This window comes from Desulfoplanes formicivorans, assembly GCF_001748225.1.
Classification (GTDB): Bacteria; Desulfobacterota; Desulfovibrionia; order Desulfovibrionales; family Desulfomicrobiaceae; genus Desulfoplanes; species Desulfoplanes formicivorans.
The window spans coordinates 442,398-467,574 of record NZ_BDFE01000017.1; the positions used below are offsets into that span (position 1 = coordinate 442,398).

Below are 25,177 nucleotides of genomic sequence, written 5' to 3' on the forward strand. Positions count from 1 at the left end.
GGTCATTGAAAACATCTTCACTTGTTTTCCTGTTCTCTATGCTTCTCCAACAGGGCGAGCATCTTGGTCTTGCCCGCCAGTTTCTGCTTCTTGATGTTCTTGAGCTCAAGATCTTCCTCTGGGGTCAAGAACGGTTTTGAAGCCATTTTTTCCACATAATTCTCAAAGGCTAGATGTTCTTTCCACAACGCCTTGAGCTCCTCGTCCGTCTCACTGTACTGAGCGATCAATTCAAGATCACGTTGTTCCATAGGCCTTCTCCTGTTTGCTGTATGTTAAAGCGTCAAACACGTTGACGTGTTGGCTGATTGCAGCATTGCTCGCACTGTCACTCCCATACACGAAGCTGATACAGGAAGGCTTGCTGCTGACCTGCAAGCCTGTTTCCACTGCTTCGGCATCATGCGGAAAAATCGCCAAGTCTGTCCCAGCAGGGCTCTTTTTCCGTTTCAATGATCAGGTCTTTTTTGCGCCCTGTTTCCCCGCTGAGCACACGAACATCCCGATTTTTTATGCCCAGAACAGAGGCAATGGTTCCCACAAGTTCCTGATTGGCCTTGTGATCCACCGGAGGAGCAGCAACCTTGATCTTGAGCCGGTCGCCATACATCCCCTGAATCCCGCTTTTTTTGGCTCGGGGCTGAACCCAGACACAGAGCTTCCATGCATGGGGACCGACCTTCTTGATATACACGGGATAGTTTGTTGGCATTATTGTGAAAAATGGAATTAAACGTGAAGAAGGGTGCAATTACCCCGGAAACATGCCTGCGAGCTGATAGAGTGTTCGCACAAGAAAGATCTTGAGGAACTGGATGGCAAGAAGAAGAACGACCGGTGAGAAATCAATGCCGCTCATATAGGTGAAAGGAAGCCATTTGCGGATTCTGTAAAACACGGGTTCGGTCAGATTGCGCAGAATGCGAACCAAGGGGTTGTATGGATCGGGGTTGACCCATGAAAGAAGCGCAGAAATGATAACCACCCAAAAATACAGGGAAAGAACAGTATCAATAAGCATCGCAACGGCGTGAAGCAAATTTTCAAAAATGAACATGGATCCTCCTCTACCCAATCAAAAACATAGAGCCGGTTAAAAATCAAGAAACAATAGCCGGGAGACAGCTGACATCAGGCCATTTCCCGAACAAGTTCGTTTTTCAGAGTCCAGAAATCCGCAATGTGACGATGGGCCATGAGCTTTTCGTTCCCATAGGCCCAAAACCGAACCCCGGCCCTGATCGCGGTGATTTCATCCACTTTGGAATCACCAATATAGCGGACCTCCTCCCTGCCGAGCTTCCAGGCCCTCAAAATGGCGTGAATGCCTTCGGGATGAGGCTTGGGAAAAACAACCCTGGCCGAAGTTATGACCGGGAAAAAATACATGGACAGATCAAACCGTTCAAGGATCACCTCCATGGTGTCGAGTCGGTTGGTGTTGACCGCCATGCGCACCCCCCGGCTCCGCAGGGTATCGAGCAGGGCATAGAGCCCTTCCGCGGGCTTGAGATAGGGGATGTAATCCTTGTAGGACAATTCCTTGCGGACCTCGTGCACCTCCTGCATCCGATCCCGGGGAATGATCCGCTCCAGGGCCCTGGATACGGTTTGCATGTGGGCATACTCGAGTTCGGCCAGAGAAAGTTCCGGCAACCCGAGAGCACAACGCAATGCATTGTAATATCGGCGATTGACCTCTTTGGAGTCAAACAGAACCCCGTCACAGTCAAAAATGATTCCACGCACGCGGGCAACAGGGGAAGTTGCCCGGTGCGTGGAAGATGATCGTACACATGTCATGGTGGATGGGCTGTTCTCGCGTTGGGGTTGGGGAACGAAAGAATCTGCATCAGATCCGCATTCGGTCCCGGAGAGCCAGGCCTATTTCATGGCCTGGGGGAACAGTTTGCCTGCCATTTCCCGCAGTTTGTATTTCTGGATCTTGCCGCTGGCGGTCATGGGATAGCTGTCCATGAAATGAATGTACTTGGGAGTCTTGTAGCGGGCGATCTTGCCACGGCAATAATCGCGCACATCCTCGGGGGCATACTCGTACCCCTCCTTGAGGATGACGAACGCACCCACCTCTTCACCGTATTTGCGGCTGGGCACACCCACCACCTGAACATCGGATATCCCTTCCATGGTATAGAGAAACTCCTCCACTTCGCGCGGATAGATGTTTTCCCCGCCACGAATGATCATGTCCTTGATCCTGCCGGTAATGGTCACATACCCATCTTCATCCATGACCCCCAGATCCCCGGAATGCAGCCAGCCGTCCTTGTCAATGGCCTTGGCCGTGGCCTCGGGCATATTGTAGTACCCCTTCATGACATTGTATCCGCGACAGCAGACTTCGCCAACAGTCCCCCTGGGGACCTCAAGTCCGGTGTCCGGATCCATGATGGCCACCTCAATCTCGGGCATGGCCCGGCCCACGGTCTCGACCCGCTTTCTGATATCATCATGCACCCGGGTCTGGGTCATCACCGGAGAGGCCTCGGTCAATCCGTAGCAAATGGTGATTTCGTCCATGTTCATCTTGTCGATGACCTGACGCATGACCCTGACGGGACAGGGAGAACCGGCCATAATGCCTGTTCGCAGCGTACTGAAATCAAACTTGTCAAAAAGCCTGTGTTCGAGCACGGCAATGAACATGGTCGGCACCCCGTACAAGGCCGTGCATCGCTCGGTTTCCACCGAGGTCATGATGAGTACGGGATTGAAGCCCTCGAGGATGATCATGGACGCGCCGTGGCTGACACAGGCAAGCACCCCGAGAACGCATCCGAAACAGTGGAACAGGGGCACGGGAATGCAGACTCGGTCCTTGCTGGTGAATTTCTGATTTTCACCTATCCAGAAACCATTGTTGCCGATATTGTAGTGAGTGAGCATGACCCCCTTGGGAAATCCCGTGGTGCCCGACGTGTACTGCATGTTGACCACGTCATGCGAGTCAAGGGTATCCTGCCGGGCCAGATATTCCCGTTCAGGCACCATCTGGCCGATGGCCAGAAGTTCGGGCATGGAGTACATGCCCCTGTGCTTTTCCTGACCAAGGAAAAACACCTTCTGCAGATGGGGGAAACGATCGGTTTTCAGGTACCCGCGTGCCTGGGTCTTGAGTTCGGGAACGAGCTCGTACATGGTCTGGATGTAATCCGTGTCCCGGAAACCATCCATGATGAAAATGTGTTCGCACTCGGAGTGGGAAAGAAGATATTCGACTTCCTTGGTCTTGTACGCCGTGTTCACCGTGAGGAGCACCGCCCCGATCTTGGCTGTGGCAAACTGCAGGGTTACCCAGAAAGGAACATTGCTCGCCCAGACAGCCACTTTGTGACCCTTTTCCACGCCAAGGGCCATGAGTCCCTTGGCGGTCTGGTCAACCACTTCACCGAATTCCTTGTAGGTCAAACGAAAATCCCTGTCCGCATACACAACCGCATCATTGTCAGGATATTTCTCGATGGCCTCGTCGAGCATCTGCCCGAGGGTACGTTCTCGCAAGGCAGGTTGAGTCATGACATACCTCAATATGTTTCGTGTTGAAAATCAGACCGCATGGGTCATCCGCGGATCGCTATCCAGGCTCTATTCGGGAAAATACAAAACCGCATAGATCTCGGCAGGTTCATCCCCGGCACACCCCACATGATGGGGCACAATGGAATTGTAGTACATGCTGTCACCGGCCTTGAGCACAGTGGTTTCCTGCCCGTAGATGAGCTCCACTTCACCGGAAACCACAACAATGAACTCCTCGCCTTCGTGGGAGGACAAGGTCTTGTCCTTGCGCGATTCCGGAAGGATCTCGATGAAAAAAGGCTCCATGTGGCGATCGATCTTGCCCTTGCCCAGGCCATAAAAACGAAGGGCCACGGACTTGTCCGTGCGGCTCTGCATGCTCAGTTCTTCCCTGCGCTCGTCCAGACGCACAATCAGCGGATCCTTGCTGACTTCGTCATCAAGGAAGGTTCCAAGACGTACTCCCAGGGCCCTGGCCACTTTGAGGAGGGGACCTAGGGACGGATATTCGCTTTCTGTTTCAAGGCCAGTGATGAAGTCCAGGCTCAGACCGCTGCGCTGAGCGAGTTCCTCGCGGGTAAGTTCATTCATTTCCCGAAAGTTCTTGATGCGTTCACCGAGTTTTTCCTTGGCCATGAAACATTCCTCCTTGATATCTTGATATGTGATAGAAGCCTCATCCGACAGGATGATCAATCGGATGAGGCCATGGTATATGAAAGTGCGCTGTCCCGCTTCCGGGAGAGGTGCGGGTCGTGGAGCATTTTCCTCAGACCAAACACCCCACCAGCATGATCTCCTTGTTGGCGAGCTCCCCGGGAACCTTTACTCCGGTCAGATCGGCCAACTCTCCTCCCGAGATGTTGTCCATGGAACAGGTCACGGGAACATGCGGGTTCCAATCCGGAAAAACCTCAACAAGGTCCTCCCTGGAAACAGGTGTTCTTTTCAGCCCCTTATCCTCCAGGGATGTCAGAATGAGGAGATCACTGACCACAAGTCCGGCCTGACCGGGCACGAACCAGAGAAAGGGGATCACAAGACGCCGCCAGTCCATGGACATGTGTGCAAGGGTTCCCGGCCCATGACTGGAAAAATTCGCGCCAAAACCACATTGATCATCCTCGCTCATGCCGAGATTTTCTTCAAAATCACGCACCGAGGTATTGATCTTGTGCTGCAGGGCTCCAAGTTCCAGCATCTGCTCTTCGAGATGAAAGCCCAGCAAGAGAAGCAGCTGGGCATCTGTCATCTTTTTCTTGAGCTCTTCAGCGCCATCCTTGGGGGGAGAAAGAAGCTCGGACTTGATCTCCTGCATGCTTCCCGAAAAAAAATTCTCCATGCTTCCGGCCCGGAAATAGGCCGCATCCGAGGCCTGCTTAAACTGCTCGCCAAACTCAAGGCTGTCCTGCAGAAACTGCCGGGCAAGACGATCTTCATACACCAGATCGCCGGAACGAAAATACCGGGCCGTTTCACCCTCACCCTGTTCCACGCATCCCGGGTCCATCAGCCGAATGGCGTCGGGAAGGCTGTCCGGCAAAAGCTGCGGATGCATGAGCGGAAAATGAATCATCAACCTGTCTTTGGACATATGCGATCCTTACTGACGAAAAGGTTCCCCTCTTTCGAGGTCGTTGGACACGAGTTTGTACCTGGAACACCGTCCGGGACAAACCGGACACCGCAGGATACAGGCCTTGTCATACCGAAACAGACATGCGCCATGGGTGTCCCCGGGATCGGGGACAAAACGTGTACAGACTTCCGCAAGGGCCATCTTGCGCCCGTATCTGGACCAGATCATGGAGGCGGTAAGATCCTCGATCTGGAACCGCTCCACCCGATTCACAAACCCCTCGAAATGCGACTCGAGCCGCTCAAGGACCGTGCATGCAAATGATCCATGGTACCCGGGATTGAGCATCTCCTCGTACATGCAATGGCCACGGGCGTAAAAGCGGCACCTGGTGCCCGGCAATCTGACAAGATGTTCACGTGACGGCAAAGCGTCTCCCTGATCCTGATGAAATCTCACAATTTGAGGGGTTCACCTACCACGAGCCGCGCCAGGAGAAAAGTGTTTTCAACTCGCCCATCCACCTTGACCTGCAACCGACTCCAAGGTATCAGATTTTCTCTTTTCACGAGGAGGAGACCATGTTTGGAATAGGGATACCAGAGCTCATTATCATACTTGTCATCGTTTTGGTCATTTTCGGTGCGAACAAGCTGCCTGAAATTGGTTCGGGCATGGGTCGGGCCATCAAAAATTTCAAGAAAGCCACCAGCGAACCCGAAGAAATCGACGTCACCCCTGACAAGGACAAAAAAGACGACGATACATCGACCAAATCCTAGTCACCAATCAGCCTGTCATTTTTACACGATTTTTCGTCATACAAAAGGGAATCCTGAGATGCATCAGGATTCCCTTTTGTATGATCTTGTCACCGCCAAAGCCAAATAAATCCGTTCAAAGGTTGGGAGGCTCTGGTAACCGGCTGCTTTTCCCTTGATCCTGCCCCCTTTCATCATCCAGGCCCGCCCAAACTCCCGTCCCCGGCCCGTCAGTCCTCTCCTTCGGAAAAAAAGACAATGCCTTTGAGAAGATAGTGAACACCGGAAACAACGGTGAGCAGGGTGACAAGGAGCACAAGCAGGGACTCGGATGTTGAACAGTCCCAGCCAAAGGTTCTGGCAACAAGAATGAGAATGACCAGTGCCACCTGGGCGGCCGTGTTGCATTTGCTGACCAGAGACGGGTCGATCTTGGTGGTCACATCCACGCCCAGAAAGCCGAGCAGGCTCAATCCTCCCACAATGATGAAATCGCGACTGACCACAAGGACCACCAGCCAGGGAGGCACCCACCCCTGAAGACCGATGCAGATATAGGTGGTATCAAGCAGAATCTTGTCGGCCAGGGGATCAAGCACCGCGCCCAGAAGCGAACGCTGGTCAAGGGCCCTGGCCAGAAAGCCATCCAGCGCATCCGTAAAACCTGCAATGGCAAAAATGATCCAGACCAGCTCGAGATGGTTGTTCACAAAGGCCATGACAATGGCCGGCGTGAGCAGTATCCTGACCAGGGTCAGAATGTTGGGAATCGTCCAATTGGGGTGATGAAACATCGATTTCAGCATGTTGGCACGTAACCACCGGCTCATGTGTTGCTAGAAAGACAGTCTTTTGTCGCGCTCAAGACTCCTGGCAACCCAGGGATTCCGACGCTCCATATCCATGGCAAAAGGTTCCGGGTCCCCCAAGGCTCCGGTGGCGGAAATGGCAAAACGGTATCCCTTGGCCACAACAACCATCCACTCCCTGAGGGAAACCCGCCGGGGCCCTGCAACCCGTGAAGGTCCCTGCACCCGGTGGGGTTTGGTCACCAAAGCTGATCCTGCTGGCGGCGAAACAGGGGCATACCCAACCTTGATGGCGCCTTCATAGACAACAACGCAGCTACGTCAGTCCCCTTATACCCCACCATCAAAGGATACCAATCTGAGTCCTTTGTCGGCCACAAATTGTTCCAGTCGTGCCCGCATGGCCTGGGTGTCACGGGTGCGAACCTCCCACACCCCGCCCAGGCTTTCGGTTTCCAGATCAAGACGCACAAGATGGGCCTGCTCCACAAGTTTCTTCCAGGTGGACAGTCTGATATCGAAATAGGATATTCCTTCCGGAACGTACCATCCATCAATCTTGAATCGAACCGTGGCAAAGGTTCTGGCAACCACATTGTCAAGGCTGAAATAGTTTTGCCAAAGGGCGATCCAGACCTCATCCAGGCTCTTGCCACTGGAGGAAAAGGTCCTGTTGAACGCGGTCAGCTCGCCCTGCCACGCGGTGGTATCGGCTTTGGTGATCCGGACATCCGCAACATCAGCCCTTGCCTGCAACCCGGACACCACTGCATTCACCCCGGTCAGGGTCTTCAATTCCTCGAGACGCTGCCAGTCTCCGGCGTCCACTCCCGACAGGGTCATGGTCGAGGCAACCGGCTGGGTACAGGTATACAGGATGCCCAATCGTCGGAGATCCTTTTTGATTTCGGGAATATTCAGGGTGACGGAAAGAACCATGTCCAGGGAAGGAGGATTTTCATGCACCGTGCTCCTGACAACAGAATATCCCTGAACCAGTTCAGCAACCTTATCCTTCATGTACGTCCCGAAAAGAGCGGCCCGTTCCTCATTCATGGGCTGGGCAAGCAGTTCGTCGGCCTGCTGGATGACGCCTTTCATAAACCCGGCGTCCAGAACCTGCTGGCGAACGTCCATCTCCTGCTGCCCCGGTTCCAGGGGCCAGCTCACTTCCACTTGCTGGGCAGCCCTCCCCGGCACAACAAGGGCAACAAACAGCAACGCAACAGCCAGGCCCAAGGGCCGGCTAACACATGCAAACTTCATATTCCCCTTCTCCTCATGATCATTGATTCCTCGTGCCCCTAGGGCCGTGACATTGCCAGATGGCCACCAGAACCGAATCATGGCCGAGTACGCCCGGATCTCGGCAGTAAGGGCCTGCTCATTTTCCCTGGCTTCATCTGCCTTGCGCCCCCCTTTTTGAACCATCTTCAGGTCATGGTCATCCCCTGGACGACCATGACCAATCCCTTGCTGGCCACGCCGGACCATACCCGCTATCCAGGCCAAGGGCCAAATCGGATTCCCTGGCCGCCTCTCTCGGATTGTCCTGGTCCAGAAACGCAAGGCCCAGGTTGCAATGATGCTCCGGGGTATCCATGATCCCACTGCGTTACGCGCCTTAGAACGATGGCCATCAAACCCGCCGCCAGCATCCACACCCTTTCCTTTCTCATCAAGCTTGCAGTATCATGAACCTCTTTTTTGCCCCATGACATCACGATCCGTCTCAATCGAGAACGATCATCACCCGACACTTTTCGAAAAAATCCTGGTTCTCGGTCAATGCCCGCAGTTTGTTGGCATCGGCGTTGGAAATGACCAGATCACTCATCCCCTTGCCCATGGCTGACAAGGCCCTAACTACCAACGGTTGATCCGTGACCCGGGGGCGAACCTTGGCCTGTTCGACATCCCTGGCGTATCCGGCCATACCCTGCTGAATGGCGTATTCCCGGCTTACCAGAGCAGAACCATAGACTTCATTGCCCTGTTCGTCGATAATTTTGGGACTCATGGCCGGGTGGGCCCCGCTTCCAGAGGCATCAACCACCAACCCGGTAACCACCATCCCGGATTCAACGGCTGGTGCCGGTTGAGCTGGAGCATGCTCATCTGAAACGGGTTCAGTAACATCTGCCGGTTCAGATGAAGCCGACGCAGCAGAAGTCGATTCGGTCGGCTGCGTCATGGGGGCGGCAACTGACTCTTGTGCATCCGTGGGCAATGCGGGTTCCACCACCTTAAAAGGCATGGTCTTGGGGATGACGATCTGGGCCAGACCGCCACGCAGGCTCACACCAACGGTTGCTTCTACAGACCCGTCGGACATGTAGGCCACATCGTAAATTTGGGAGTTATGGAGATATCCGCTGACCGAGGTCCTGATGGCATCGTTTGTGACCATGTATTCCCCGACTGTTGCCGCGGAATCAATCCGAACCCTTTTGATGATTTCAAGCAGGTTTCTCCTGGCCACCACAATGGCTGCCCGCCGGGCAAGGGCCCTGGCCTGAGCCATGTTCACAGCATTGGCCGGCGGAGCCCCGATACCCACGGCCGTCACCAGACCGGACTGCCAATTGACCTCTCCATTCTCAAATGTCTGAACATATCCTTCATTATTGCTGGTGCCCAATGCCCAGGCTGTTACGGCTGAACACACAAACAGCAAGCTCAAAAGCATGACATGCTTACCCATTTTCATACCTTCCTCCCATTGATTCAAGGGCTTGAATGCACTTGAAAAGAGTTGAGTGTGGCATTTTCCGCTAACCCGCTACTCAAGTTTGCGCAAGTAATATTTAGCTGTTTTATTTTTGGGTTCAAGCATTAAATTTTCCAACCATTTTCAAAAATTATCTGTATTGTCACAAAAAAAGACAATACAGATTTGTTTACTGCTGATATTAGCAATGTTACATATGGAACAATAATCGTTACTGCTAATAAAGAACGATTTTTTACCCTAAAAAACTATTATACTCACCACTGTTTGCAACACAATTATCCAATATCGTTTATAACCCTAAACAACGAGAAAATCAGGTCAGGGTACATTTGACTTCGGGTTGGACGCTGACGTCGGCAGTGAATTTCAGGATTGTCGGGCACGGATGTCTGGGACTTGCTCAGAGAGGATGTGACCACGTCATGATCCGCGACGTATATGACTTGCAATGTAGAGATCCATTGGCAGGGTACAATTCCAGTGGACCTGATAGCCCATATCGCCAACAGCAACCTAACAGCCCAGATACCTCGTCGAGCCACGGCCTTTCCAGGCTCTGACACGCTCTTCCATCTCCCTGAGATCATGGGGTGCGAACCAGTTGATTTCCCGGTCCCGTTTGAACCAGGTAATCTGCCGTTTGGCATAGGCACGGGTATTCTGCAACCAGAGGGACCTGGCTTCTGCAAGGTCAAGGCCGTCAAGAATATGGGCCAGAAGTTCGGGACATCCTATGCCGGTAAAGGCCGGGGCATCCCTGTTGGGACATGCGGCATACGCGTCCTGCATCTCCATGACGGCACCCAGCTCGAGCATGACCTCGATACGGCGGGCCAGCAAGGGACGAAGCGCTTGCAGATCAACACCAATGCCCAGTTTGAGAGCTCGAATGTCCAGGGGCTGATGAGCGGGCTGGACGTGCCACCAGGAAAGGGGCCTGCCTGTTCCTTCCAGCACCTCGAGAGCCCGGCAGATGCGTTGTTTGTCGTTGGGATGAATCCTGGCCGCAGACACGGGATCCTGACGTTTGAGCCGTTCGTGCAGGGCCGGGCTGCCCTGATCGGCACACATGGCCTCGATCCGCGTCCGCACGTCCCCGGGAATATCCGGAATGGGAGCAATGCCCTGAATCAGGGTTTTCAGGTACAGGCCTGTGCCTCCCACCAGCACGGGAAGATTGCCCCGGGCCGTGATATCCTCAAGCGTCTTGCGCACGGTTCCCACGAAACGGCCAGCCTGAACCGGAATGTCCGAGGCCAGATATCCGTAGAGATGATGGGGACAGACCGCCTGCTCCTGCGCGCTGGGCTGGGCCGTGACAATGGGGATGTCGCGGTAAACCTGCCTGGAGTCGAAATTGACCACCTCACCATGAAAGCAGCGGGCCAGATGCAGGGACGAAGCTGTTTTGCCGGCACCCGTGGCCCCGACCAGACAGACAATATCCATGCTCATGCTTTCCCTTCCCGCAGTTCCTGGTATCTGCGTATCAATTGTTTTTCAACGCTGTCAGGCACAAGCCCGCGGATGTCGCCACCAAGTTCGGCCACATTCTTGATGATGGTCGAACTGATGTACAACCATTTGTAATCGGTCATCATGTAAATGGTTTGAGCCCCCTGGTGCAGCCGTCGGTTCATGAGACCCATCTGGAATTCATACTCGAAATCCGAAACAGCCCGCAGCCCGCGCAAAATGGCCTTGCATTTCTTCCTGCGCACAAAATCCATGAGCAGACCGGCAAAGGGCTCCACCGTGACCCGGGGCTCCCGGGCAAAAACCTCCCGGACCATGCGCACGCGCTCATCAAGGCTGAACAGGGTCTTTTTCCCGGTATCAGCGGCCACGGCCACAAGAACGCCATCAAAAATATCAAACCCGCGGCGTATCAGACTGACATGGCCATTGGTCAGCGGATCGAATGTGCCGGGATAAATGGCTATGCGTCTGCCGGAAGCTCCCATATATATATCCTTGTTTGTCCATAGTTTTTCTCTCTGATATGCACCAGTCTGTCCTTGAAACAGTCGGAACAGTCGACTCCGGCCTCCACTTCGGCGCACACCAGAGCGCCAGGAGCCAGCAACCCCGTGGTCAACAGCTTGTCCACGGCCGGCACCAGCAAATCCCTGCCATAGGGAGGGTCAATAAAGGCCAGGGAAAACCGCTTGTCGCACGGCGCGTCCAAAAACTTGAACAGATCCTTGCAAACGACCCTGTACATGGATCGGTCCACCGCCAGATCGGCCAGATTTCGTTTGATCACCCTGGCAGCCCTGGGATTTTTTTCGATAAACCAGGCCAGGGGAGCGCCACGGCTGAGACTTTCCAGAGCCAGAGAACCGCTTCCGGCAAAAATATCGATCACATTGGTCGATTCCCAGTGCATTCCCAGGGATTCCAGGGTGGAAAACAGGGATTCCCTGACCCTGGCCGTGGCCGGTCTGTATCCGGGGCCTGAAGCCGTCTTGATGGCCCGTCCCCTGTATTTGCCCGTTATGATATGCATGCGTTTCTAATGATCCGAGGTTTGTTGGCCGGCATCCGGATAGATTTCGGACAAGAGTTGCGAAAGTCGTCCGTTGATGTCCACCAGATTGTCACGGATTTCAGTCTGATGGACCCAGTTCATGGCCGTTAATCTCTCTTTTTTCTCAACAAGCTGTTTGACCCGGTTGCGCGTATCCTCCACAAGATAGTCCCAATCAATCCCGGGATGGGCCTTTTCGGGTTCAAGCCTGGGAGTTACCGCCTCTCCTGGCACAAGATCACATTCTTCAAGATATTCGGGAATGTGCACTTCAAACCCGAACCGCTCCCTGATCAGGGAAGCAAGGACCTTTTGCCCCTCGTACTCACCATGGATCAAAAAGACCCGCAGATTGGGATTATAGAAATGGGAAAGCCAGGTGAGCAGCTGTTCCTGCCCGGCATGAGCTGAAAATCCGCCAATGGTGAAAACCCTGGCATTGACCGCAATCTGTTCTCCAAGGATACGAATCTCCTTGGCCCCGTCCACGATTTTCCGCCCTGGCGTGCCAAAAGCCTGAAACCCGACAAAAACCACACTGGCCCCCTGCTTCCACAGGTTATGCCTGAGGTGATGTTTGATTCTCCCGGCATTGGCCATGCCTGATGCCGAAATGACAACGGCCGGCCCATCAAGGCGGTTGATTTCCATGGACTCTTCAGCGCTCAGGGTCAAACGCAGATTGGGCAGAGAAAGAGGATCCTCGCCGTTGGAAAGGATTTCCTGGCTTTCGGCATCATAAAATTCCCTGTACTTGCGAAAGATCTTGGTCGCCCGAATGGCCAGGGGGCTGTCCAAATACACGGGCATGTCCTCGGGCAATTTACCTTCCTTGGCGAGCAGATGAAGGGAATAGATGAGCTCCTGGCTTCGTTCCACGGCAAAGGCCGGGATGATGACCTTTTGCCCATGCCCGTAGCTGTAGCGGATGGCCTCGGCCAGTTCCTCGCGACTGCGGCTTTCGTCCTTGTGATTTCTGTTTCCATAGGTGGATTCCATAAACAGGAAATCCGCATCATTGACCACTTCCGGGTCCCTGATGATCAACTGATTGGGGCGTCCCAGATCACCGGAAAAAACCATTTTCTGCACCCGGCCATTTTCCTCCACCCACAATTCGATGAAACCCGATCCGAGGATGTGTCCGGCGTCCTTGAACTTGACCCGAATCCCCGGAGCCGGCTCGAAAACCGTATCATAGTCCACCGGCTCAATAAGGGGGATGGTCTTTTGAGCATCTTCCTGATCGTACAGGGGATCAATGGGTTCGCGACCGTGACGCTGCCTACGCTTGTTTTCCCAACGCGCTTCCATCTCCTGGATGTGGGCCGAGTCCTTGAGCATGATTTCCAGCAGATCACGCGTGGGCGTGGTGGTATAGATGGGTCCGGAAAAACCGTTTCTCACAAACCGTGGCAACAGCCCGGAGTGATCAATATGGGCATGGGTCAGGAGGATGAATTCGACCTTGTCCGGATGGTATGCATTGATCTGGTTGTAGTTGCGCTTTTCAATTTCCCTGTTGCCCTGGTGCATGCCGCAATCAACTGCAAACCGATGTCCCGCGGCTTCGAGGATATAACAGGAACCAGTCACGGTTCTGGCCGCTCCCACAAACTTGATTTTCATACCCAAGCTCCTTGTCTATGACCTGGCAAAGCACCCCCGGGAACCTTGAAACGGACGATTCCGATCTTTGCCCTTTATCGACTTTTGCTATATTGAAACATGCTGCAACCGGGGCTTGGACCTCTAGCGCCCCGTGGCCCCCGGGCATATGTACAGCGCGAACAGCACGCACAACATCCCTGACGGCTTGTGTCCCGAAAACCCTGCATACTTCCGGCCACGCAGCATGTTGTTTGCCTGGGCCGAAAGGTGCACGCCCCGGGGTTGGCCCCCCGATCAATCCCGGATGAAGCAATGGGCACATTTTCCTGATTTTCTACAAAATAAACCTGTTATCTGCAAGCAGCATCCCATGACCGATATGCCCGACACCAAACAATATCTGATTGACGATCTTTCCTCCAAGAATTCCTGGCGTCTTTTCAAAATCATGGCCGAATTTGTGGACGCCTTCGAGCAGCTGGATAACATCGGACCTGCCGTAACCATATTCGGCTCGGCACGAGTGAAGCGGAACGACCCAGTCTACCTCATGACCTACAACTTGGCAAAAAAAATTGCGTCCAGACAGTTCACCATCATTTCCGGCGGAGGACCAGGTGTCATGGAGGCCGCCAACAAGGGAGCCCGTGACGCGCGCAGTACTTCGGTAGGTCTGCACATCCACCTGCCCTTTGAGCAGAAATCCAATCCCTATATTGATATCAAGTGTGATTTCAGATACTTCTTCATCCGCAAGGTCATGTTCGTCAAATATGCCAAGGGGTACGTGATCATGCCCGGAGGATTCGGTACCCTGGACGAATTCAGCGAGGCCCTGGTTCTCATGCAGACGCGACGCATAAAGCCCTGCCCGCTGATCCTGGTGGGCCGGACCTTCTGGCAGGGCCTGCTGGACTGGGTCAAGTCCTCTCTGCTCGCATCCCAATTCGTCAAACCAACGGATCTCTCCCTGTTCCATCTGGTTGATACGGAAGAGGAGGTTCTGGACATTCTCGCACGGGAAACAAGGCATGCATAGCCCGTTCAAGAAAATGAAGATCACCCTTGCCTCTTCCCGCAAGGAACCGCCCTCTTCCGACCAGGACGTTCCTTCGGAAGAAGAGCTTTTCAACCGTGCCATGCAGGATGTGGCACCCTTGCGCGGCCAGGGACGGGATATTGCGCCCCTGCCATCCGCTGAAAAAAAACAGGTTGCTGCACCCCGAACAACTCCCTCTTTCGGGGAACTTGTGCACCAGACAATCGAATTTGATCTGGAAAGCACCCATGATTTCATCCAGGGCTACGTCAGGGGGATGGATCCGAAAACCTTTCGCAAACTGAAAGCCGGATCATTCAGCGTGGAAGCGCATCTGGATCTGCATGGCCAGACCCTTGACCAGGCGCAGGTTTCCTTTCTGGACTTCATGCGTGAAACCTATCTCAAGGGGATGCGATGCGTGCTGGTCATTCCGGGGCGCGGCAAGAACTCTCCGCTGGGCATGGGCATTCTCAGGCAGGGAGTCCAGACATGGCTGACCAGGGACCCGGTCAAACGGATCGTGCTCGCGTTTTGTACGGCCCAACCCCGACACGGTGGAGCCGGCGCCCTGTATGTTCTTTTACGCAAACGCAAAAAGGGGCAGGGCAAAATCTTCTGGAACAAGATGCATTTTGACAAGCTCTAAGACCAACGAACCTTTCCGCACGCATTCATCTTCAAGGAGTTTCTATGGGATTTTTCTCGAAAATCAAAAAAATCTGGAAAAAGGACACCCAGGATCACGGGGCCGTGAACGAACCCGCATCCGTTGACAAAGCAACGGACGCGGCAATAGACAGCCAGCCCCAGGTCACGACAATCCCGGATGCTGCCGCCCCCCAAACCCGGCAGGAATCCTCTGCACCGGATCACCAGCCCGACGAAGCGCCCTCCTTTTTCCGAAAACTCATTCATCCTCAGGCCAGCCAGCCAGAAAAGTCTGAATCAGGAGAACCGGACGCTCCATCCGCCCAGGCAGCCGGGGACACAACGCATGGCGAGCCTGCCGGCAAACAGGAACCCCTGCCCGAAACCTTTACCCAGGAAAAGCCCAAGGCCCCGCAGCTTGAGCCCTGGCAGCAGGACCTGGTCCACGCCCTGGACAATGCCGAGCCCAAGCTGAGCATCTGGCTGACCCACCTTCTGACCGATGTCAGTGAACGCGGGGAAAAACTCTGGGAACGACTCCATTTTCTTCTGGCCCAACTGGAAGTTCCACGCGAAGAGGCCGATGATTTCATCGATCGTTTTGATCGATGGCTCGAGGACATGGAGTATGAACGCGTTGAAGAATTCAGGTCGGAGCTCCAATACCGGCTGGCCCTGGCCCTGGATCTTGAGGACGAGGAAGATGAACAGAGTCGCCTTTTTCTGAAACTTTCCCAGGGGCTCTCCAAGACCCGGGAACAGCTTTCCAAGCAGATTGATCACCTGCTGAGCATGACCGGCTCCTTTGACGACGAATTCTGGGAAGAGCTGGAAGAGATTCTGATCATGGCCGACGTGGGCTACGAGGCCTCGCACAAGCTTCTTGAACGGTTGCGCCCCAAGGTACGTCGTGAGGACATCACCGATGCCCAGGCCTTCAAGGACATGCTCAAGGCCGAACTGGTCCAGATCTTTGAAGAGGCCCGGCGTCCGGCCAAGACAGGCACCCCCGAGGTCGTACTCATGGTGGGGGTCAATGGCGTGGGCAAGACAACAACCATTGCCAAGCTGGCCCATCGCGCCCAGATGCAGGGCAAAAAAACCCTTGTTGCCGCCGGCGACACCTTCCGGGCGGCAGCCATCGAACAGCTGAACATCTGGGCCAAACGGGTGGGTGCGGGATTCTATGCCAAGGAACATGGTGCCGATCCCGCGGCTGTTGCCTTTGAAGCCATGAACATGGCCATTGAGCAGGGATATGATCAGGTGTTCATGGATACGGCCGGACGCATCCACACCAAGGTGGACCTGATGGAGGAGCTCAAAAAAATCAAGCGAGTTCTGGGCAAAAAAATGGACGGTGCCCCCCACAGAACCATTCTCGTGCTGGACGCCACCACCGGGCAGAACGCCCTCTCCCAGGTCAGGCTGTTCTCTGAAGCGGTTGACCTCGACGAAATCGTTCTTACTAAACTCGACGGTACGGCCAAGGGCGGTATCATCGTGGCCGTGGCCCTGGAATACAAAATACCCATCTCCTTCATCGGTCTTGGCGAACAAATGGAAGATCTGCGCCCCTTCAGCGGCGAGGACTTTGCCAAGGCCCTTCTGGATTGATCCCCGGGCACGCCAGCAACACGCTTCTTGCCGGGTCCAGCGTGCCCGGCACAACAGGTAGGAATACCCACCACTAGGAGCACTACATGAACCACGTTCAGATTCTCATCGTAGGTCAGGGACCGGCAGGCCTTTCAGCTGCCATCTACACGGCCAGAGCAGGCCTGAGCACCCAGATTCTGGGATGTGCGCCCAAAATCGCCGGGGATTACGATATCGACAACTACTTCGGCTTCCCGGAACCCATTACCGGAAGCGAACTCATTGAACGCGGCAAGGCCCAGGCCAAACGGTTCGGGGTGGACATGCGGTGCGAACGGGTTCTGGGTATTCACCCCACGGACAAGGGCACTTTCGAGGTCAAGACGGAAAAGGGAACCATTACGGCCGATGCCATCATCCTGGCCACGGGTGTGGCCAGGGTCAAATCCATGATCCAGAACGCATCCGATTACGAGGGCAAGGGGATCTCCTATTGCGTCAGCTGCGACGCCTTTTTTTACCGGAACAAAAAGGTCATGGTCGTTGGCGAAGGTATTTTTGCCGCCAACCAGGCCCTGGAACTCAAGGAATACACACCTCATGTTTCCATCTGTACCCAGGGACGCGCCCTGACCATGACCCCCGCGTTTTTGCAACGTCTGGAAAAAGCCGACATCCCCATCCTGGACAAGACCGTGACCAAGGCCCTTGGGGAAAACGGTCTTGAAGCCGTCTTGTACGATGACGGCACCACCGAACCCATGGACGGGATTTTCGTAGCCAGGGGTGAGGCCTCTTCCCTGGACTTTGCCTATTCCCTGGGCCTGTTGCGCAAGGGAGTCTTCATTGAGGCTGACAACGAACAGAAAACCAATGTTCCCGGCGTGTTCGCCGCCGGAGACTGCGTGGGCAACTTTTTGCAGATCAGCGTGGCCGTGGGAGAAGGCGCCAAAGCCGGTCGCTCGGCCATCAAATACCTCAAGGGATTCAATAACAACGGGGAGTGAGCAAGGCCTGAGACAACAGAGAACAAAGGCAGGAAACTCGACCTGCGACAAAGGGCTGAAACCAGCCGGACATGGGGGCAATTGTGATCCTGCAGCCTCTCACTGGACACTGCCCATTTCGCATGGCAACTGTTCTTGATTCTTGACAGGACTCAGGGGAACGGCATATAGGATCGTCTTCTTTTGCGCGGGCCCATAGCTCAGTTGGCAGAGCCCCCGGCTCATAACCGGATGGTCCGAGGTTCGAATCCTCGTGGGCCCACCATTTTCCTGTTCATCCGTGGGATGACCTCAAGCGATCTCAATATGCAAGAGCACGCTGCATCAATCAAGGTGTTTCCCTTTTCGAGCCGGAAACACCTTTTTCATTCCTGATCAGCACCCATTCCCGGGAAGCCTATGAAACCAGAACATGTGATCGCCCGTATCCAAAAGGATGCCCCGCTGTGGCTGGCCTCGTCATGGGATCACAGCGGCATTCAGGTCAGGGGAAATCGACAATGCATCAACCGTATGGCGGTGGCTCTCGACCCGACGGCTGCCACCATTGGCAAGGCCTTGGACCAGGGTGCGGATTTCATTCTCACCCATCATCCCCTGGGACTGACGCCACGTTTTCCAGCGGCCAACGACGAGTTGTACGCCACCATGTCCCTGCTCATGTCTCAAGGGGTCTGGCTCTATGCGGCCCACACCACCCTGGATGCCCAGCCCGAAGGACCATCGCGCTGGCTGGCCAGGGAACTGGGAATGATCAATGAGGCCGTTCTTGAGCCCACAGCAAAAAAAACCGCCCTTCTGGTCAGAATACCGCATGGACGTGATCTGTGCCCCATTGCATGCCCGGAGGCCCTCACGGTCATGGAGCAGGGCGATCTGGTCGAACTGGTTGTCTGGAAAGACCAATGGCCCCGCACCCGTCAGCAGCTCGAATCCAGCCACGGGTCTTTTGACTATCATGCCCTGACCCTGGAAGAGCCTGCACAGGTTTACGGATTCGGCTGCATCGGCGATCTCCAGGAACCCGTGGGCTGGCCGGACCTGCAGGCCCGACTTGCCCGCCTGCTGGGCACAGCCTGCTGGACGCACATTGGCGCTGCGCCGGAAGCCATCAGTCGTGTGGCCTACTGTCCGGGATCAGGTGCCTCCCTGGCAACCAGGGCTTTTGGGGCCGGTGCTCACGTTTACATAACCGGGGATATCAAATATCATCAGGCTCTGGACACACAACATCTGGGACTGACTCTGGATGTGGGCCACCATGTACTTGAAGAAAACATGATGCGTGTCTGGCATGAAACCATGCAGCAGGATTTTGCTGCACAGGGCGTGGAGCTTGTCTTCATTCCCAGCAGGGATCCCCTGCGCATCCAATGCGCATGAATCCTAAGGTTACGCCAGTACGCTTGAACAACCGTCTTGATCCATTCCCCCTGGGAATACATCAACATACCACCCCAACCCACGACTTTTTCTCCCGTTCTACGGAAACCCCGGGTACACAAGGAGGATACACACGTTGAGCCTTTACATCGATCAAATACGACAGCTGGTCATCCTGCAGAAAATCGATTCCCAGATCATTGAAATCGACAAACGTCTGGAAGAAGCCCCCAAGGAGCTCGAAAGTCTGCAAGAAGCCCTGACCACGAAAAACGAGCGTCTTGGACAGCTCAAGGAACGCGTCGATATCCTCAAGGATCAGCAGCACAAGCTCGAAACGGATATCGAGGAAGATGCCACACGCATCAAGAAGAGCAAGAACAAACTCATGATGGTGGAAAATACCAAGGAATACCACGCCATGATGAGGGAAATGGACAGTCTCGAAAAGATGAACCGGATGCGTGAAGAAGAAAAGGTCACCCTCATGGAAGATCTCAAGGACCAGGAAGTCCTGTTCGAGAGCCTTTCCGAGGAGATCAAGGCCCAGGAGGCGGATCTCAAGGAAAAGCAAACATCCATGGAACTCGAGCTGAACAAGATAAAAAACAAGCGGAAAAAACTTGAAAAGGAAAAACAGGCTGCGTGCGAGCTTATTCCGGAGCCTATTTTCAAGCGCTATGATTATATCCGGACACGGCTGGAAAGCCCTGTTATTGTTTCCGTGACCGATGGCATCTGTAACGGCTGCCACATCAGCATTCCGCCCCAAAAATTCATTGAACTCCAAAAGGGTGAACAAATCCTTAGCTGCCCCAATTGTCACCGCTTGATTTACTGGGAAGACCACTTCTTTCCCCAGGAAAACGCCAAGGAAGCTGCCAAGAAATAACTCACCCAAGCGGCACGTCCGCACCCATCGCCCGGAACCCGGGTCGGGAGGACATGCCAAACGCTTTTCAAACGGAGTTGGACAGACTGTCGCCGTGCCGAATCGGCAGGGAGGAAAGTCCGGGCTCCACAGGGTAGGACGCTGGATAACGTCCAGCGGGGGTGACCCCGGGAAAGTGCCACAGAAACAAACCGCCTGGCCCTCACGCGTGAGAGCGGGGTAAGGGTGAAAAGGTGGGGTAAGAGCCCACCAGCTGTCGTGGTGACACGGCAGGCTAGGCAAACCCCGTCTGGAGCAAGACCAAATAGGAGGATGGTACGGTCGGCCCGGCCAATATCCTCGGGTAGGTCGCTCGAGGCATGGAGTAATCCATGTCCTAGATGAATGACAGTCACCCCGCCCTCACTCGTGGGGGCGGGGTACAGAACCCGGCTTATCGTCCAACTCCATTTTTTTCCGAGCCATGGAGACATGCTGCCAAACGCCCGTTTTCCCGTCCACATGACTTGAAAACGGGCGTTTGGTGTTTCCACTCCCACAAGGAAAATCCGGATGAGCACACCATCAATCTGGTCCATTGTCCTGGCTGCCGGCAACGGATCACGGCTGGCCAAGGCCGGCATCAACGAACGCAAACAGTTCATTGACTATCAGGGCGTCCCTCTTTTCTGGCACAGCCTGCGCACCTTTTCGCGCATTGCCCTTGTCAGGGGGATCATGCTTGTGGTTCCGGAGACGGAACTGGACAGGGTGACCGCCTGGGTCAACCAGCTCCTGGATGCCGAACCTCTGGGCATGCCCATCGTCTGCGTCAAAGGGGGAGCGCGCCGACAGGACTCGGTGTACCAAGCCCTGTGCCATCTGCCCGAAGACTGCAACCGGGTTTTTGTTCATGACGCAGCACGCCCCTTTTTCACACCCCAATGCGTTCACAAGCTCCTTGAGGCCGTTACCAGCGACGTGGTTGGAGCCGTGCCCGGATGTGCGGTGACCGATACCGTCAAGCAGGTGCATGGAGCCAGGGTCCTAAGGACCCTGGACAGATCCTGTCTCATGGCAGTTCAAACCCCGCAGCTTTTTGATCGGAACACGCTTCAACAGGCCCATGCAAAAGCCCTTCAAGACAACTGGAATGTCACGGACGATGCAAGTATGGTGGAAATGATGAACAAGAACGTGGTGGTGGTGGACGGCGACCCGGGCAATGTAAAAATCACCCTGCCCGAGGACCTGCGTCATCTTGCACTGCAGCAGGAAACTCCCGTGCCTGTTTCCGGGCTTGGCTATGATGTCCACGCATACGGCGGCAATCGGCCCATGGTCATCGGCGGGGTTCCCATTCCCGGTGGTCCGGACATCAAGGCCCATTCCGACGGGGACGTGCTCATCCATGCCCTGTGCGACGCCATCCTGGGCTGCATCGGCCAGGGGGACATTGGCGACCTGTTTCCCGACAGTGACGCAACCTTTGAGAACATGCCCAGTTCGGCATTCCTGGCCGAAGTTCTGGACCGGGCCATGCAACACGGACTGACCATGACTCATGTGGACATGACCGTGGTGGCCCAGACTCCGAGACTGAGCCCGTTCAAGGTTCAGATCAAGAAAAACCTGGCCTGCCTCATGGCCCTGCCCTTTGACCGGGTCAATCTCAAGGCCACCACCGAAGAAGGTCTCGGATTCACCGGGACCAAACAGGGCATCAAGGCCATGGCACTGGTCACGGGAACCATCAACAAACCAAGGCCGGTGCCATAACCCGGAAGCCAGCTTTACAAATATTCAGATCCCGGTCACGTTCCCATGACGCCCAGACCAGGGCACCATGCACGTGCGCGATGCCTGTGCCCATCAACCCATTGCATACTGCGCGCTTCGTTCCCCTTTTCCTCAACACGACACAACCATGCCCACAAATCTGATGACACCCACGCCCTGGCATACCCGCTTTGCTCCGTCACCCACCGGAACCATGCATCTGGGCAATGCCCGAACAGCCATTCTCAACTGGCTCATGGCCAGAAAACACCAGGGCAGCTTCAGCGTTCGCTTGGAGGACACGGACAGGGAACGCTCAACCTTTGCCTCGGAAGCGTCCATCCTGTCATCCCTTGCCTGGATGCAACTGGAGCCGGATCATCCGGTCGTCCGTCAAAGCACGCGCCTTGAACGTTACCAGAACATGGCCCGTGCTCTCATGGACAAGGGGCTGGCATATCCCTGCTTCTGTACTGAAGCCGAATTGCAAAAGGATCGCGAGATGGCCGCATCCAAAGGCCTGCCACCGCGGTATACGGGAAAATGCTCCACCCTTTCGCCTGAAGAGATCCACAAGAAAATGGAACAGGGGCATCCCTACACCATCCGCTTTCGTGTGGACCAGAACATCCCGGGCATTGAATTCACCGACCTGATCAAGGGATTGATGAACATCCCCATCCAGGCCTTTGGCGACTTTGTCATCCTCAGAAGCAATGGCTGGCCCAGCTACAATTTTGCCGTGGTGATCGACGACCAGGACATGGGTATCACCCTGGTCCTTCGGGGCGAGGATCATCTGACCAATACCGCCAGGCAGATCCTTCTCTACAAGGCCCTGGACATGGTCCCTCCACGGTTTGCTCATCACGGTCTGCTTGTGGACACAAATCAGCACAAGCTCTCCAAGCGCACCGGCGCCAAAAGCATTCCCGAACTCATGCGCGCAGGAATCCATCCCCTGGCCCTGGTCCATTATCTTGCAGGGCTTTCCGGAGCCGTCAAAGGCAAACACATCGTGGGCAGTCTGGACGAACTTGTGGAGCGGTTCAACCCCAGACGCCTTGGTCGGGGCAATGCCGTTTTTCAGATGCAGGAACTCGAGCAGCTGAGCAGAACGTATTGGCACAAACTGGATACCGAACAACTACTCCCCCATCTTGAGGAGCTTGCATCCCTTGGAGCACCCTGGCACAATCTGTCGGCCCAACAGCAGAAGGCCCTCATCGCCACGGTCCAGCCCAATGCCAACTGCGGTCATGATTTTGCCCCCTTGCTCACGCCTCTTCTCCGCCTCCAGGCATGTTACGATCCCGAGGCCATTGAACTTGTGCAACGTCAACCCAATGGGCACATCATCCGCACCTTTCTCGAACTTGTTCTCGATTTCACCGCGTTGTCCGGTCATCCTGCAGACACCCCGCTGCCCCTTGACGAAATCGGGAGGATTCTCAAAGAAACATCCACACGGGCGCAGGTCACGGGCAAGGAGCTCTATTTGCCCCTGCGCATGGGACTCATGGGTACGAGTCAGGGCCCGGAGATCAAACAGCTTTTCACTGTACTGACCTGTGAGCAGATCATCCGGCGCATGCAGGATGCCTGCGTTCTTGCCGGTATCGCCAGGGACTGAACAGTAACATCCGACATCAAACATCTCCGACCTTGCAGCATGCAAGGGCCAGAGAGTCCCAACCGCCAGGTTCTGCACATCACGTTGGCGCGCCCTTAATGGCAACCGAGAAACCAGGAGCATTCAACCTCAAACAGCCTGTACATGTACCGTGTGCAGGCACATCCCACAGGACACCATCCCATGCAACTTTACAATACCATCACCCGGGAAAAACAGGAATTCACTCCCCTTCAGGACAACCATGTACGCATGTACGTCTGCGGGATTACGGCCTATGATTATTGTCATATCGGTCATGCCCGATCCTGCGTTGTTTTTGATGTCCTGTACAGATATCTGCTGGCCAAGGACTACAAAGTCACCTTTGTCCGCAACTTCACGGATGTGGATGACAAGATCATCAACAGGGCCAACAAGGAACATACCACGTCCGATGCCATTGCCACCACGTATATCAATGCCTTTTACGAAGACATGGACAAACTGAGCATCAAACGGCCCAACGTGGAACCCAAGGCAACAGAACATATCCCCGAGATGATCCAACTGGTTGAACAACTCATCCAAAAGGGCCATGCCTATGCCACGGACAAGGGCGACGTGTATTATCGCGTACGCACCTTTGATTCCTACGGCAAACTCTCGGGCCGTCACATTGAGGACCTCCAGTCGGGTGCCCGCATCGCACCGGGAGAAGACAAGGAAGATCCCCTGGATTTTGCCCTGTGGAAAGCGGCCAAGCCGGGGGAACCCTCGTGGGAAAGCCCCTGGGGCCTGGGGCGTCCCGGATGGCATCTGGAATGCTCGGCCATGAGCAAGAAATACCTGGACATGCCCTTTGACATCCACGGCGGAGGCCAGGATCTTTCCTTTCCCCACCACGAAAACGAACGCGCCCAGAGCGAGGCCGCTTACGGCGTGGAATTCTCCCGGTTCTGGATTCACAACGGATTCGTGCAGATCAATGCCGAAAAAATGTCCAAATCCCTGGGCAATTTCACGACCATACGCAATATTTTCCAAAGCTATCTTCCGGAAGTCCTCCGGTTCTTCCTGCTGACCAAACACTACCGAAGTCCCCTTGACTACTCCACCGAGGCCATTGATGAAGCCGAAAAGGGAGTTCGCCGCATCTATACCACCAAGGCCCTCATGGAAGCGGAACTGCAGCGTTCCACCTGGAAACAATCACCACTTCCCCCGGAGCTGACCGCGGAACTGGATCAGGCCGAACAGGGATGGACCAGGGCCATGGAAGATGATCTGAACACGGCCGGTGCTCTGGGCCATGTGTTTACCCTGGCCCGCCTGGCCAATCGCATTCTGGAGAACAAAAAGTGGAAAAAGAGTGACCAGGCCCGGGAAATCTTTGAGCGCATACTTGCTGATCTGAACACCTGGGGCAACATCCTGGGTATCTTCACCCAGGAAAGCTCTGGCCTGCTCACCCAGCTACGGACCATGCGTGCCCAGCGCAAGGGCATTGACGAATCAAGGGTCCTTGATCTCATGGACCAGCGCGCCCAGGCCAGAAAGGACAAGGATTTTGCCAGGGCCGATGCCATCCGGGACCAGCTCACCGCCATGGAGGTCACCATCCACGACACCCCGCAAGGGGCGACCTGGGACGTGATCTGATCCCTTTTCC

Annotated in this window: 27 protein-coding genes, 1 tRNA gene and 1 other RNA gene; 12 read left to right on the forward strand and 17 right to left on the reverse strand. The window is 54.9% G+C overall.

All coding sequences use genetic code 11. The features are described 5' to 3' along the window. Positions 1-17: 17 nt before the first annotated feature. The 8 genes from DPF_RS11275 to DPF_RS11310 form a co-directional block, all read right to left on the reverse strand. Positions 18-251 carry a DUF465 domain-containing protein gene (locus DPF_RS11275; protein WP_069859737.1) on the reverse strand — a complete coding sequence of 78 codons (234 nt, stop codon included), beginning with the start codon at positions 249-251 and terminating at the stop codon, positions 18-20. A gap of 149 nt (positions 252-400) precedes the next feature. Beyond that, positions 401-712 (reverse strand): DUF167 domain-containing protein, encoded by a 312-nt coding sequence (locus tag DPF_RS11280; RefSeq protein WP_069859738.1) that lies wholly within the window; start codon positions 710-712, stop codon positions 401-403. A 39-nt stretch (positions 713-751) separates the two neighbouring features. Then, a complete protein-coding gene (locus tag DPF_RS11285; protein WP_069859739.1) occupies positions 752-1,057 on the reverse strand; it encodes a YggT family protein in 306 nt (101 codons plus the stop codon). A gap of 74 nt (positions 1,058-1,131) precedes the next feature. After that, positions 1,132-1,803 carry an HAD family hydrolase gene (locus tag DPF_RS11290; protein WP_069859740.1) on the reverse strand — a complete coding sequence of 224 codons (672 nt, stop codon included), beginning with the start codon at positions 1,801-1,803 and terminating at the stop codon, positions 1,132-1,134. 81 nt (positions 1,804-1,884) lie between these two features. Beyond that, a complete protein-coding gene (locus DPF_RS11295; protein ID WP_069859741.1) occupies positions 1,885-3,537 on the reverse strand; it encodes an AMP-binding protein in 1,653 nt (550 codons plus the stop codon). Positions 3,538-3,606: 69 nt separating this feature from the next. Then, positions 3,607-4,176, reverse strand: coding sequence for a helix-turn-helix domain-containing protein (locus DPF_RS11300; RefSeq protein WP_069859742.1), 570 nt, complete (start codon positions 4,174-4,176; stop codon positions 3,607-3,609). Between the two features lie 133 nt (positions 4,177-4,309). After that, positions 4,310-5,134 (reverse strand): hypothetical protein, encoded by an 825-nt coding sequence (locus DPF_RS11305; protein ID WP_069859743.1) that lies wholly within the window; start codon positions 5,132-5,134, stop codon positions 4,310-4,312. Positions 5,135-5,143: 9 nt separating this feature from the next. Then, entirely contained in the window at positions 5,144-5,548 is a 405-nt protein-coding gene (locus DPF_RS11310) for a hypothetical protein (protein ID WP_069859744.1), read from the reverse strand. Positions 5,549-5,700: 152 nt separating this feature from the next. Here DPF_RS11310 and DPF_RS11315 point away from each other — a divergent pair, with 152 nt between their 5' ends. After that, on the forward strand, positions 5,701-5,901 hold the full coding sequence (locus DPF_RS11315; protein WP_069859826.1) for a twin-arginine translocase TatA/TatE family subunit: 201 nt from the start codon (positions 5,701-5,703) through the stop codon (positions 5,899-5,901). Between the two features lie 209 nt (positions 5,902-6,110). Here DPF_RS11315 and DPF_RS11320 read toward each other — a convergent pair whose 3' ends face one another. The 9 genes from DPF_RS11320 to DPF_RS11355 form a co-directional block, all read right to left on the reverse strand. Beyond that, positions 6,111-6,686, reverse strand: coding sequence for a CDP-alcohol phosphatidyltransferase family protein (locus DPF_RS11320; protein ID WP_231702175.1), 576 nt, complete (start codon positions 6,684-6,686; stop codon positions 6,111-6,113). A gap of 30 nt (positions 6,687-6,716) precedes the next feature. Then, a complete protein-coding gene (locus tag DPF_RS11325; RefSeq protein WP_141721117.1) occupies positions 6,717-6,932 on the reverse strand; it encodes a hypothetical protein in 216 nt (71 codons plus the stop codon). Between the two features lie 87 nt (positions 6,933-7,019). Beyond that, the gene (locus tag DPF_RS11330) at positions 7,020-7,955 is read right to left on the reverse strand and encodes a hypothetical protein (RefSeq protein WP_141721118.1); all 936 of its coding nucleotides are present in this window, start codon (positions 7,953-7,955) and stop codon (positions 7,020-7,022) included. A gap of 178 nt (positions 7,956-8,133) precedes the next feature. Continuing rightward, complete coding sequence (locus tag DPF_RS14135) at positions 8,134-8,292, reverse strand: hypothetical protein (protein ID WP_176724251.1); 159 nt, start codon at positions 8,290-8,292, stop codon at positions 8,134-8,136. 129 nt (positions 8,293-8,421) lie between these two features. Then, the gene (locus DPF_RS11335) at positions 8,422-9,399 is read right to left on the reverse strand and encodes a TP0624 family protein (RefSeq protein WP_069859748.1); all 978 of its coding nucleotides are present in this window, start codon (positions 9,397-9,399) and stop codon (positions 8,422-8,424) included. Positions 9,400-9,936: 537 nt separating this feature from the next. Next, complete coding sequence (gene miaA, locus DPF_RS11340; protein WP_069859749.1) at positions 9,937-10,878, reverse strand: tRNA (adenosine(37)-N6)-dimethylallyltransferase MiaA; 942 nt, start codon at positions 10,876-10,878, stop codon at positions 9,937-9,939. Beyond that, positions 10,875-11,387 (reverse strand): pantetheine-phosphate adenylyltransferase, encoded by a 513-nt coding sequence (gene coaD / locus DPF_RS11345; RefSeq protein WP_069859750.1) that lies wholly within the window; start codon positions 11,385-11,387, stop codon positions 10,875-10,877. Before coaD ends, miaA begins: the two co-directional genes overlap by 4 nt. Beyond that, positions 11,363-11,932, reverse strand: coding sequence for a 16S rRNA (guanine(966)-N(2))-methyltransferase RsmD (gene rsmD, locus DPF_RS11350; RefSeq protein WP_069859751.1), 570 nt, complete (start codon positions 11,930-11,932; stop codon positions 11,363-11,365). The genes coaD and rsmD overlap by 25 nt, the downstream gene beginning before the upstream one ends. Positions 11,933-11,938: 6 nt before the next feature. Then, complete coding sequence (locus tag DPF_RS11355; protein ID WP_069859752.1) at positions 11,939-13,582, reverse strand: MBL fold metallo-hydrolase RNA specificity domain-containing protein; 1,644 nt, start codon at positions 13,580-13,582, stop codon at positions 11,939-11,941. A 361-nt stretch (positions 13,583-13,943) separates the two neighbouring features. Here DPF_RS11355 and DPF_RS11360 point away from each other — a divergent pair, with 361 nt between their 5' ends. The 11 genes from DPF_RS11360 to cysS all read left to right on the forward strand — a co-directional run bounded on the left by DPF_RS11360 (position 13,944) and on the right by cysS (position 25,167). Then, positions 13,944-14,603 carry an LOG family protein gene (locus DPF_RS11360; protein ID WP_069859827.1) on the forward strand — a complete coding sequence of 220 codons (660 nt, stop codon included), beginning with the start codon at positions 13,944-13,946 and terminating at the stop codon, positions 14,601-14,603. Then, positions 14,596-15,252 (forward strand): Smr/MutS family protein, encoded by a 657-nt coding sequence (locus tag DPF_RS11365; RefSeq protein ID WP_069859753.1) that lies wholly within the window; start codon positions 14,596-14,598, stop codon positions 15,250-15,252. Before DPF_RS11360 ends, DPF_RS11365 begins: the two co-directional genes overlap by 8 nt. Before the next feature lie 44 nt (positions 15,253-15,296). Next, on the forward strand, positions 15,297-16,871 hold the full coding sequence (gene ftsY, locus DPF_RS11370; RefSeq protein WP_083254668.1) for a signal recognition particle-docking protein FtsY: 1,575 nt from the start codon (positions 15,297-15,299) through the stop codon (positions 16,869-16,871). A gap of 86 nt (positions 16,872-16,957) precedes the next feature. Then, positions 16,958-17,860, forward strand: coding sequence for an NAD(P)/FAD-dependent oxidoreductase (locus DPF_RS11375; protein ID WP_069859754.1), 903 nt, complete (start codon positions 16,958-16,960; stop codon positions 17,858-17,860). Between the two features lie 189 nt (positions 17,861-18,049). Beyond that, positions 18,050-18,125, forward strand: a tRNA-Ile gene (locus DPF_RS11380). Between the two features lie 134 nt (positions 18,126-18,259). Next, positions 18,260-19,243, forward strand: a complete 984-nt coding sequence (locus DPF_RS11385) for a Nif3-like dinuclear metal center hexameric protein (protein ID WP_069859755.1) — start codon at positions 18,260-18,262, stop codon at positions 19,241-19,243. Between the two features lie 136 nt (positions 19,244-19,379). After that, positions 19,380-20,135, forward strand: a complete 756-nt coding sequence (locus DPF_RS11390; protein ID WP_069859756.1) for a zinc ribbon domain-containing protein — start codon at positions 19,380-19,382, stop codon at positions 20,133-20,135. A 73-nt stretch (positions 20,136-20,208) separates the two neighbouring features. Beyond that, an RNA gene (gene rnpB, locus DPF_RS11395) (RNase P RNA component class A) lies at positions 20,209-20,587 on the forward strand. Between the two features lie 100 nt (positions 20,588-20,687). After that, positions 20,688-21,893: a 2-C-methyl-D-erythritol 4-phosphate cytidylyltransferase gene (gene ispD, locus DPF_RS11400; RefSeq protein WP_069859757.1), complete on the forward strand. Its 1,206-nt coding sequence runs from the start codon at positions 20,688-20,690 to the stop codon at positions 21,891-21,893. A 148-nt stretch (positions 21,894-22,041) separates the two neighbouring features. Then, positions 22,042-23,526, forward strand: a complete 1,485-nt coding sequence (gene gltX, locus DPF_RS11405; protein WP_176724252.1) for a glutamate--tRNA ligase — start codon at positions 22,042-22,044, stop codon at positions 23,524-23,526. 183 nt (positions 23,527-23,709) lie between these two features. Beyond that, positions 23,710-25,167, forward strand: a complete 1,458-nt coding sequence (cysS, locus tag DPF_RS11410) for a cysteine--tRNA ligase (protein WP_069859829.1) — start codon at positions 23,710-23,712, stop codon at positions 25,165-25,167. Positions 25,168-25,177 lie beyond the last annotated feature (10 nt).

Bases quoted from the DNA above. Each gene is read 5' to 3' on its own strand.
- DPF_RS11275 (WP_069859737.1), bottom strand. From the start codon at position 251: ATGGAACAACGTGATCTTGAATTGATCGCTCAGTACAGTGAGACGGAC.
- DPF_RS11280 (WP_069859738.1), bottom strand. From the start codon at position 712: ATGCCAACAAACTATCCCGTGTATATCAAGAAGGTCGGTCCCCATGCA.
- DPF_RS11285 (WP_069859739.1), bottom strand. From the start codon at position 1,057: ATGTTCATTTTTGAAAATTTGCTTCACGCCGTTGCGATGCTTATTGAT.
- DPF_RS11290 (WP_069859740.1), bottom strand. From the start codon at position 1,803: ATGACATGTGTACGATCATCTTCCACGCACCGGGCAACTTCCCCTGTT.
- DPF_RS11295 (WP_069859741.1), bottom strand. From the start codon at position 3,537: ATGACTCAACCTGCCTTGCGAGAACGTACCCTCGGGCAGATGCTCGAC.
- DPF_RS11300 (WP_069859742.1), bottom strand. From the start codon at position 4,176: ATGGCCAAGGAAAAACTCGGTGAACGCATCAAGAACTTTCGGGAAATG.
- DPF_RS11305 (WP_069859743.1), bottom strand. From the start codon at position 5,134: ATGTCCAAAGACAGGTTGATGATTCATTTTCCGCTCATGCATCCGCAG.
- DPF_RS11315 (WP_069859826.1), top strand. From the start codon at position 5,701: ATGTTTGGAATAGGGATACCAGAGCTCATTATCATACTTGTCATCGTT.
- DPF_RS11320 (WP_231702175.1), bottom strand. From the start codon at position 6,686: ATGCTGAAATCGATGTTTCATCACCCCAATTGGACGATTCCCAACATT.
- DPF_RS11330 (WP_141721118.1), bottom strand. From the start codon at position 7,955: ATGAAGTTTGCATGTGTTAGCCGGCCCTTGGGCCTGGCTGTTGCGTTG.
- DPF_RS14135 (WP_176724251.1), bottom strand. From the start codon at position 8,292: ATGGATACCCCGGAGCATCATTGCAACCTGGGCCTTGCGTTTCTGGAC.
- DPF_RS11335 (WP_069859748.1), bottom strand. From the start codon at position 9,399: ATGAAAATGGGTAAGCATGTCATGCTTTTGAGCTTGCTGTTTGTGTGT.
- miaA (WP_069859749.1), bottom strand. From the start codon at position 10,878: ATGAGCATGGATATTGTCTGTCTGGTCGGGGCCACGGGTGCCGGCAAA.
- coaD (WP_069859750.1), bottom strand. From the start codon at position 11,387: ATGGGAGCTTCCGGCAGACGCATAGCCATTTATCCCGGCACATTCGAT.
- rsmD (WP_069859751.1), bottom strand. From the start codon at position 11,932: ATGCATATCATAACGGGCAAATACAGGGGACGGGCCATCAAGACGGCT.
- DPF_RS11355 (WP_069859752.1), bottom strand. From the start codon at position 13,582: ATGAAAATCAAGTTTGTGGGAGCGGCCAGAACCGTGACTGGTTCCTGT.
- DPF_RS11360 (WP_069859827.1), top strand. From the start codon at position 13,944: ATGCCCGACACCAAACAATATCTGATTGACGATCTTTCCTCCAAGAAT.
- DPF_RS11365 (WP_069859753.1), top strand. From the start codon at position 14,596: ATGCATAGCCCGTTCAAGAAAATGAAGATCACCCTTGCCTCTTCCCGC.
- ftsY (WP_083254668.1), top strand. From the start codon at position 15,297: ATGGGATTTTTCTCGAAAATCAAAAAAATCTGGAAAAAGGACACCCAG.
- DPF_RS11375 (WP_069859754.1), top strand. From the start codon at position 16,958: ATGAACCACGTTCAGATTCTCATCGTAGGTCAGGGACCGGCAGGCCTT.
- DPF_RS11385 (WP_069859755.1), top strand. From the start codon at position 18,260: ATGAAACCAGAACATGTGATCGCCCGTATCCAAAAGGATGCCCCGCTG.
- ispD (WP_069859757.1), top strand. From the start codon at position 20,688: ATGAGCACACCATCAATCTGGTCCATTGTCCTGGCTGCCGGCAACGGA.
- gltX (WP_176724252.1), top strand. From the start codon at position 22,042: ATGCCCACAAATCTGATGACACCCACGCCCTGGCATACCCGCTTTGCT.
- cysS (WP_069859829.1), top strand. From the start codon at position 23,710: ATGCAACTTTACAATACCATCACCCGGGAAAAACAGGAATTCACTCCC.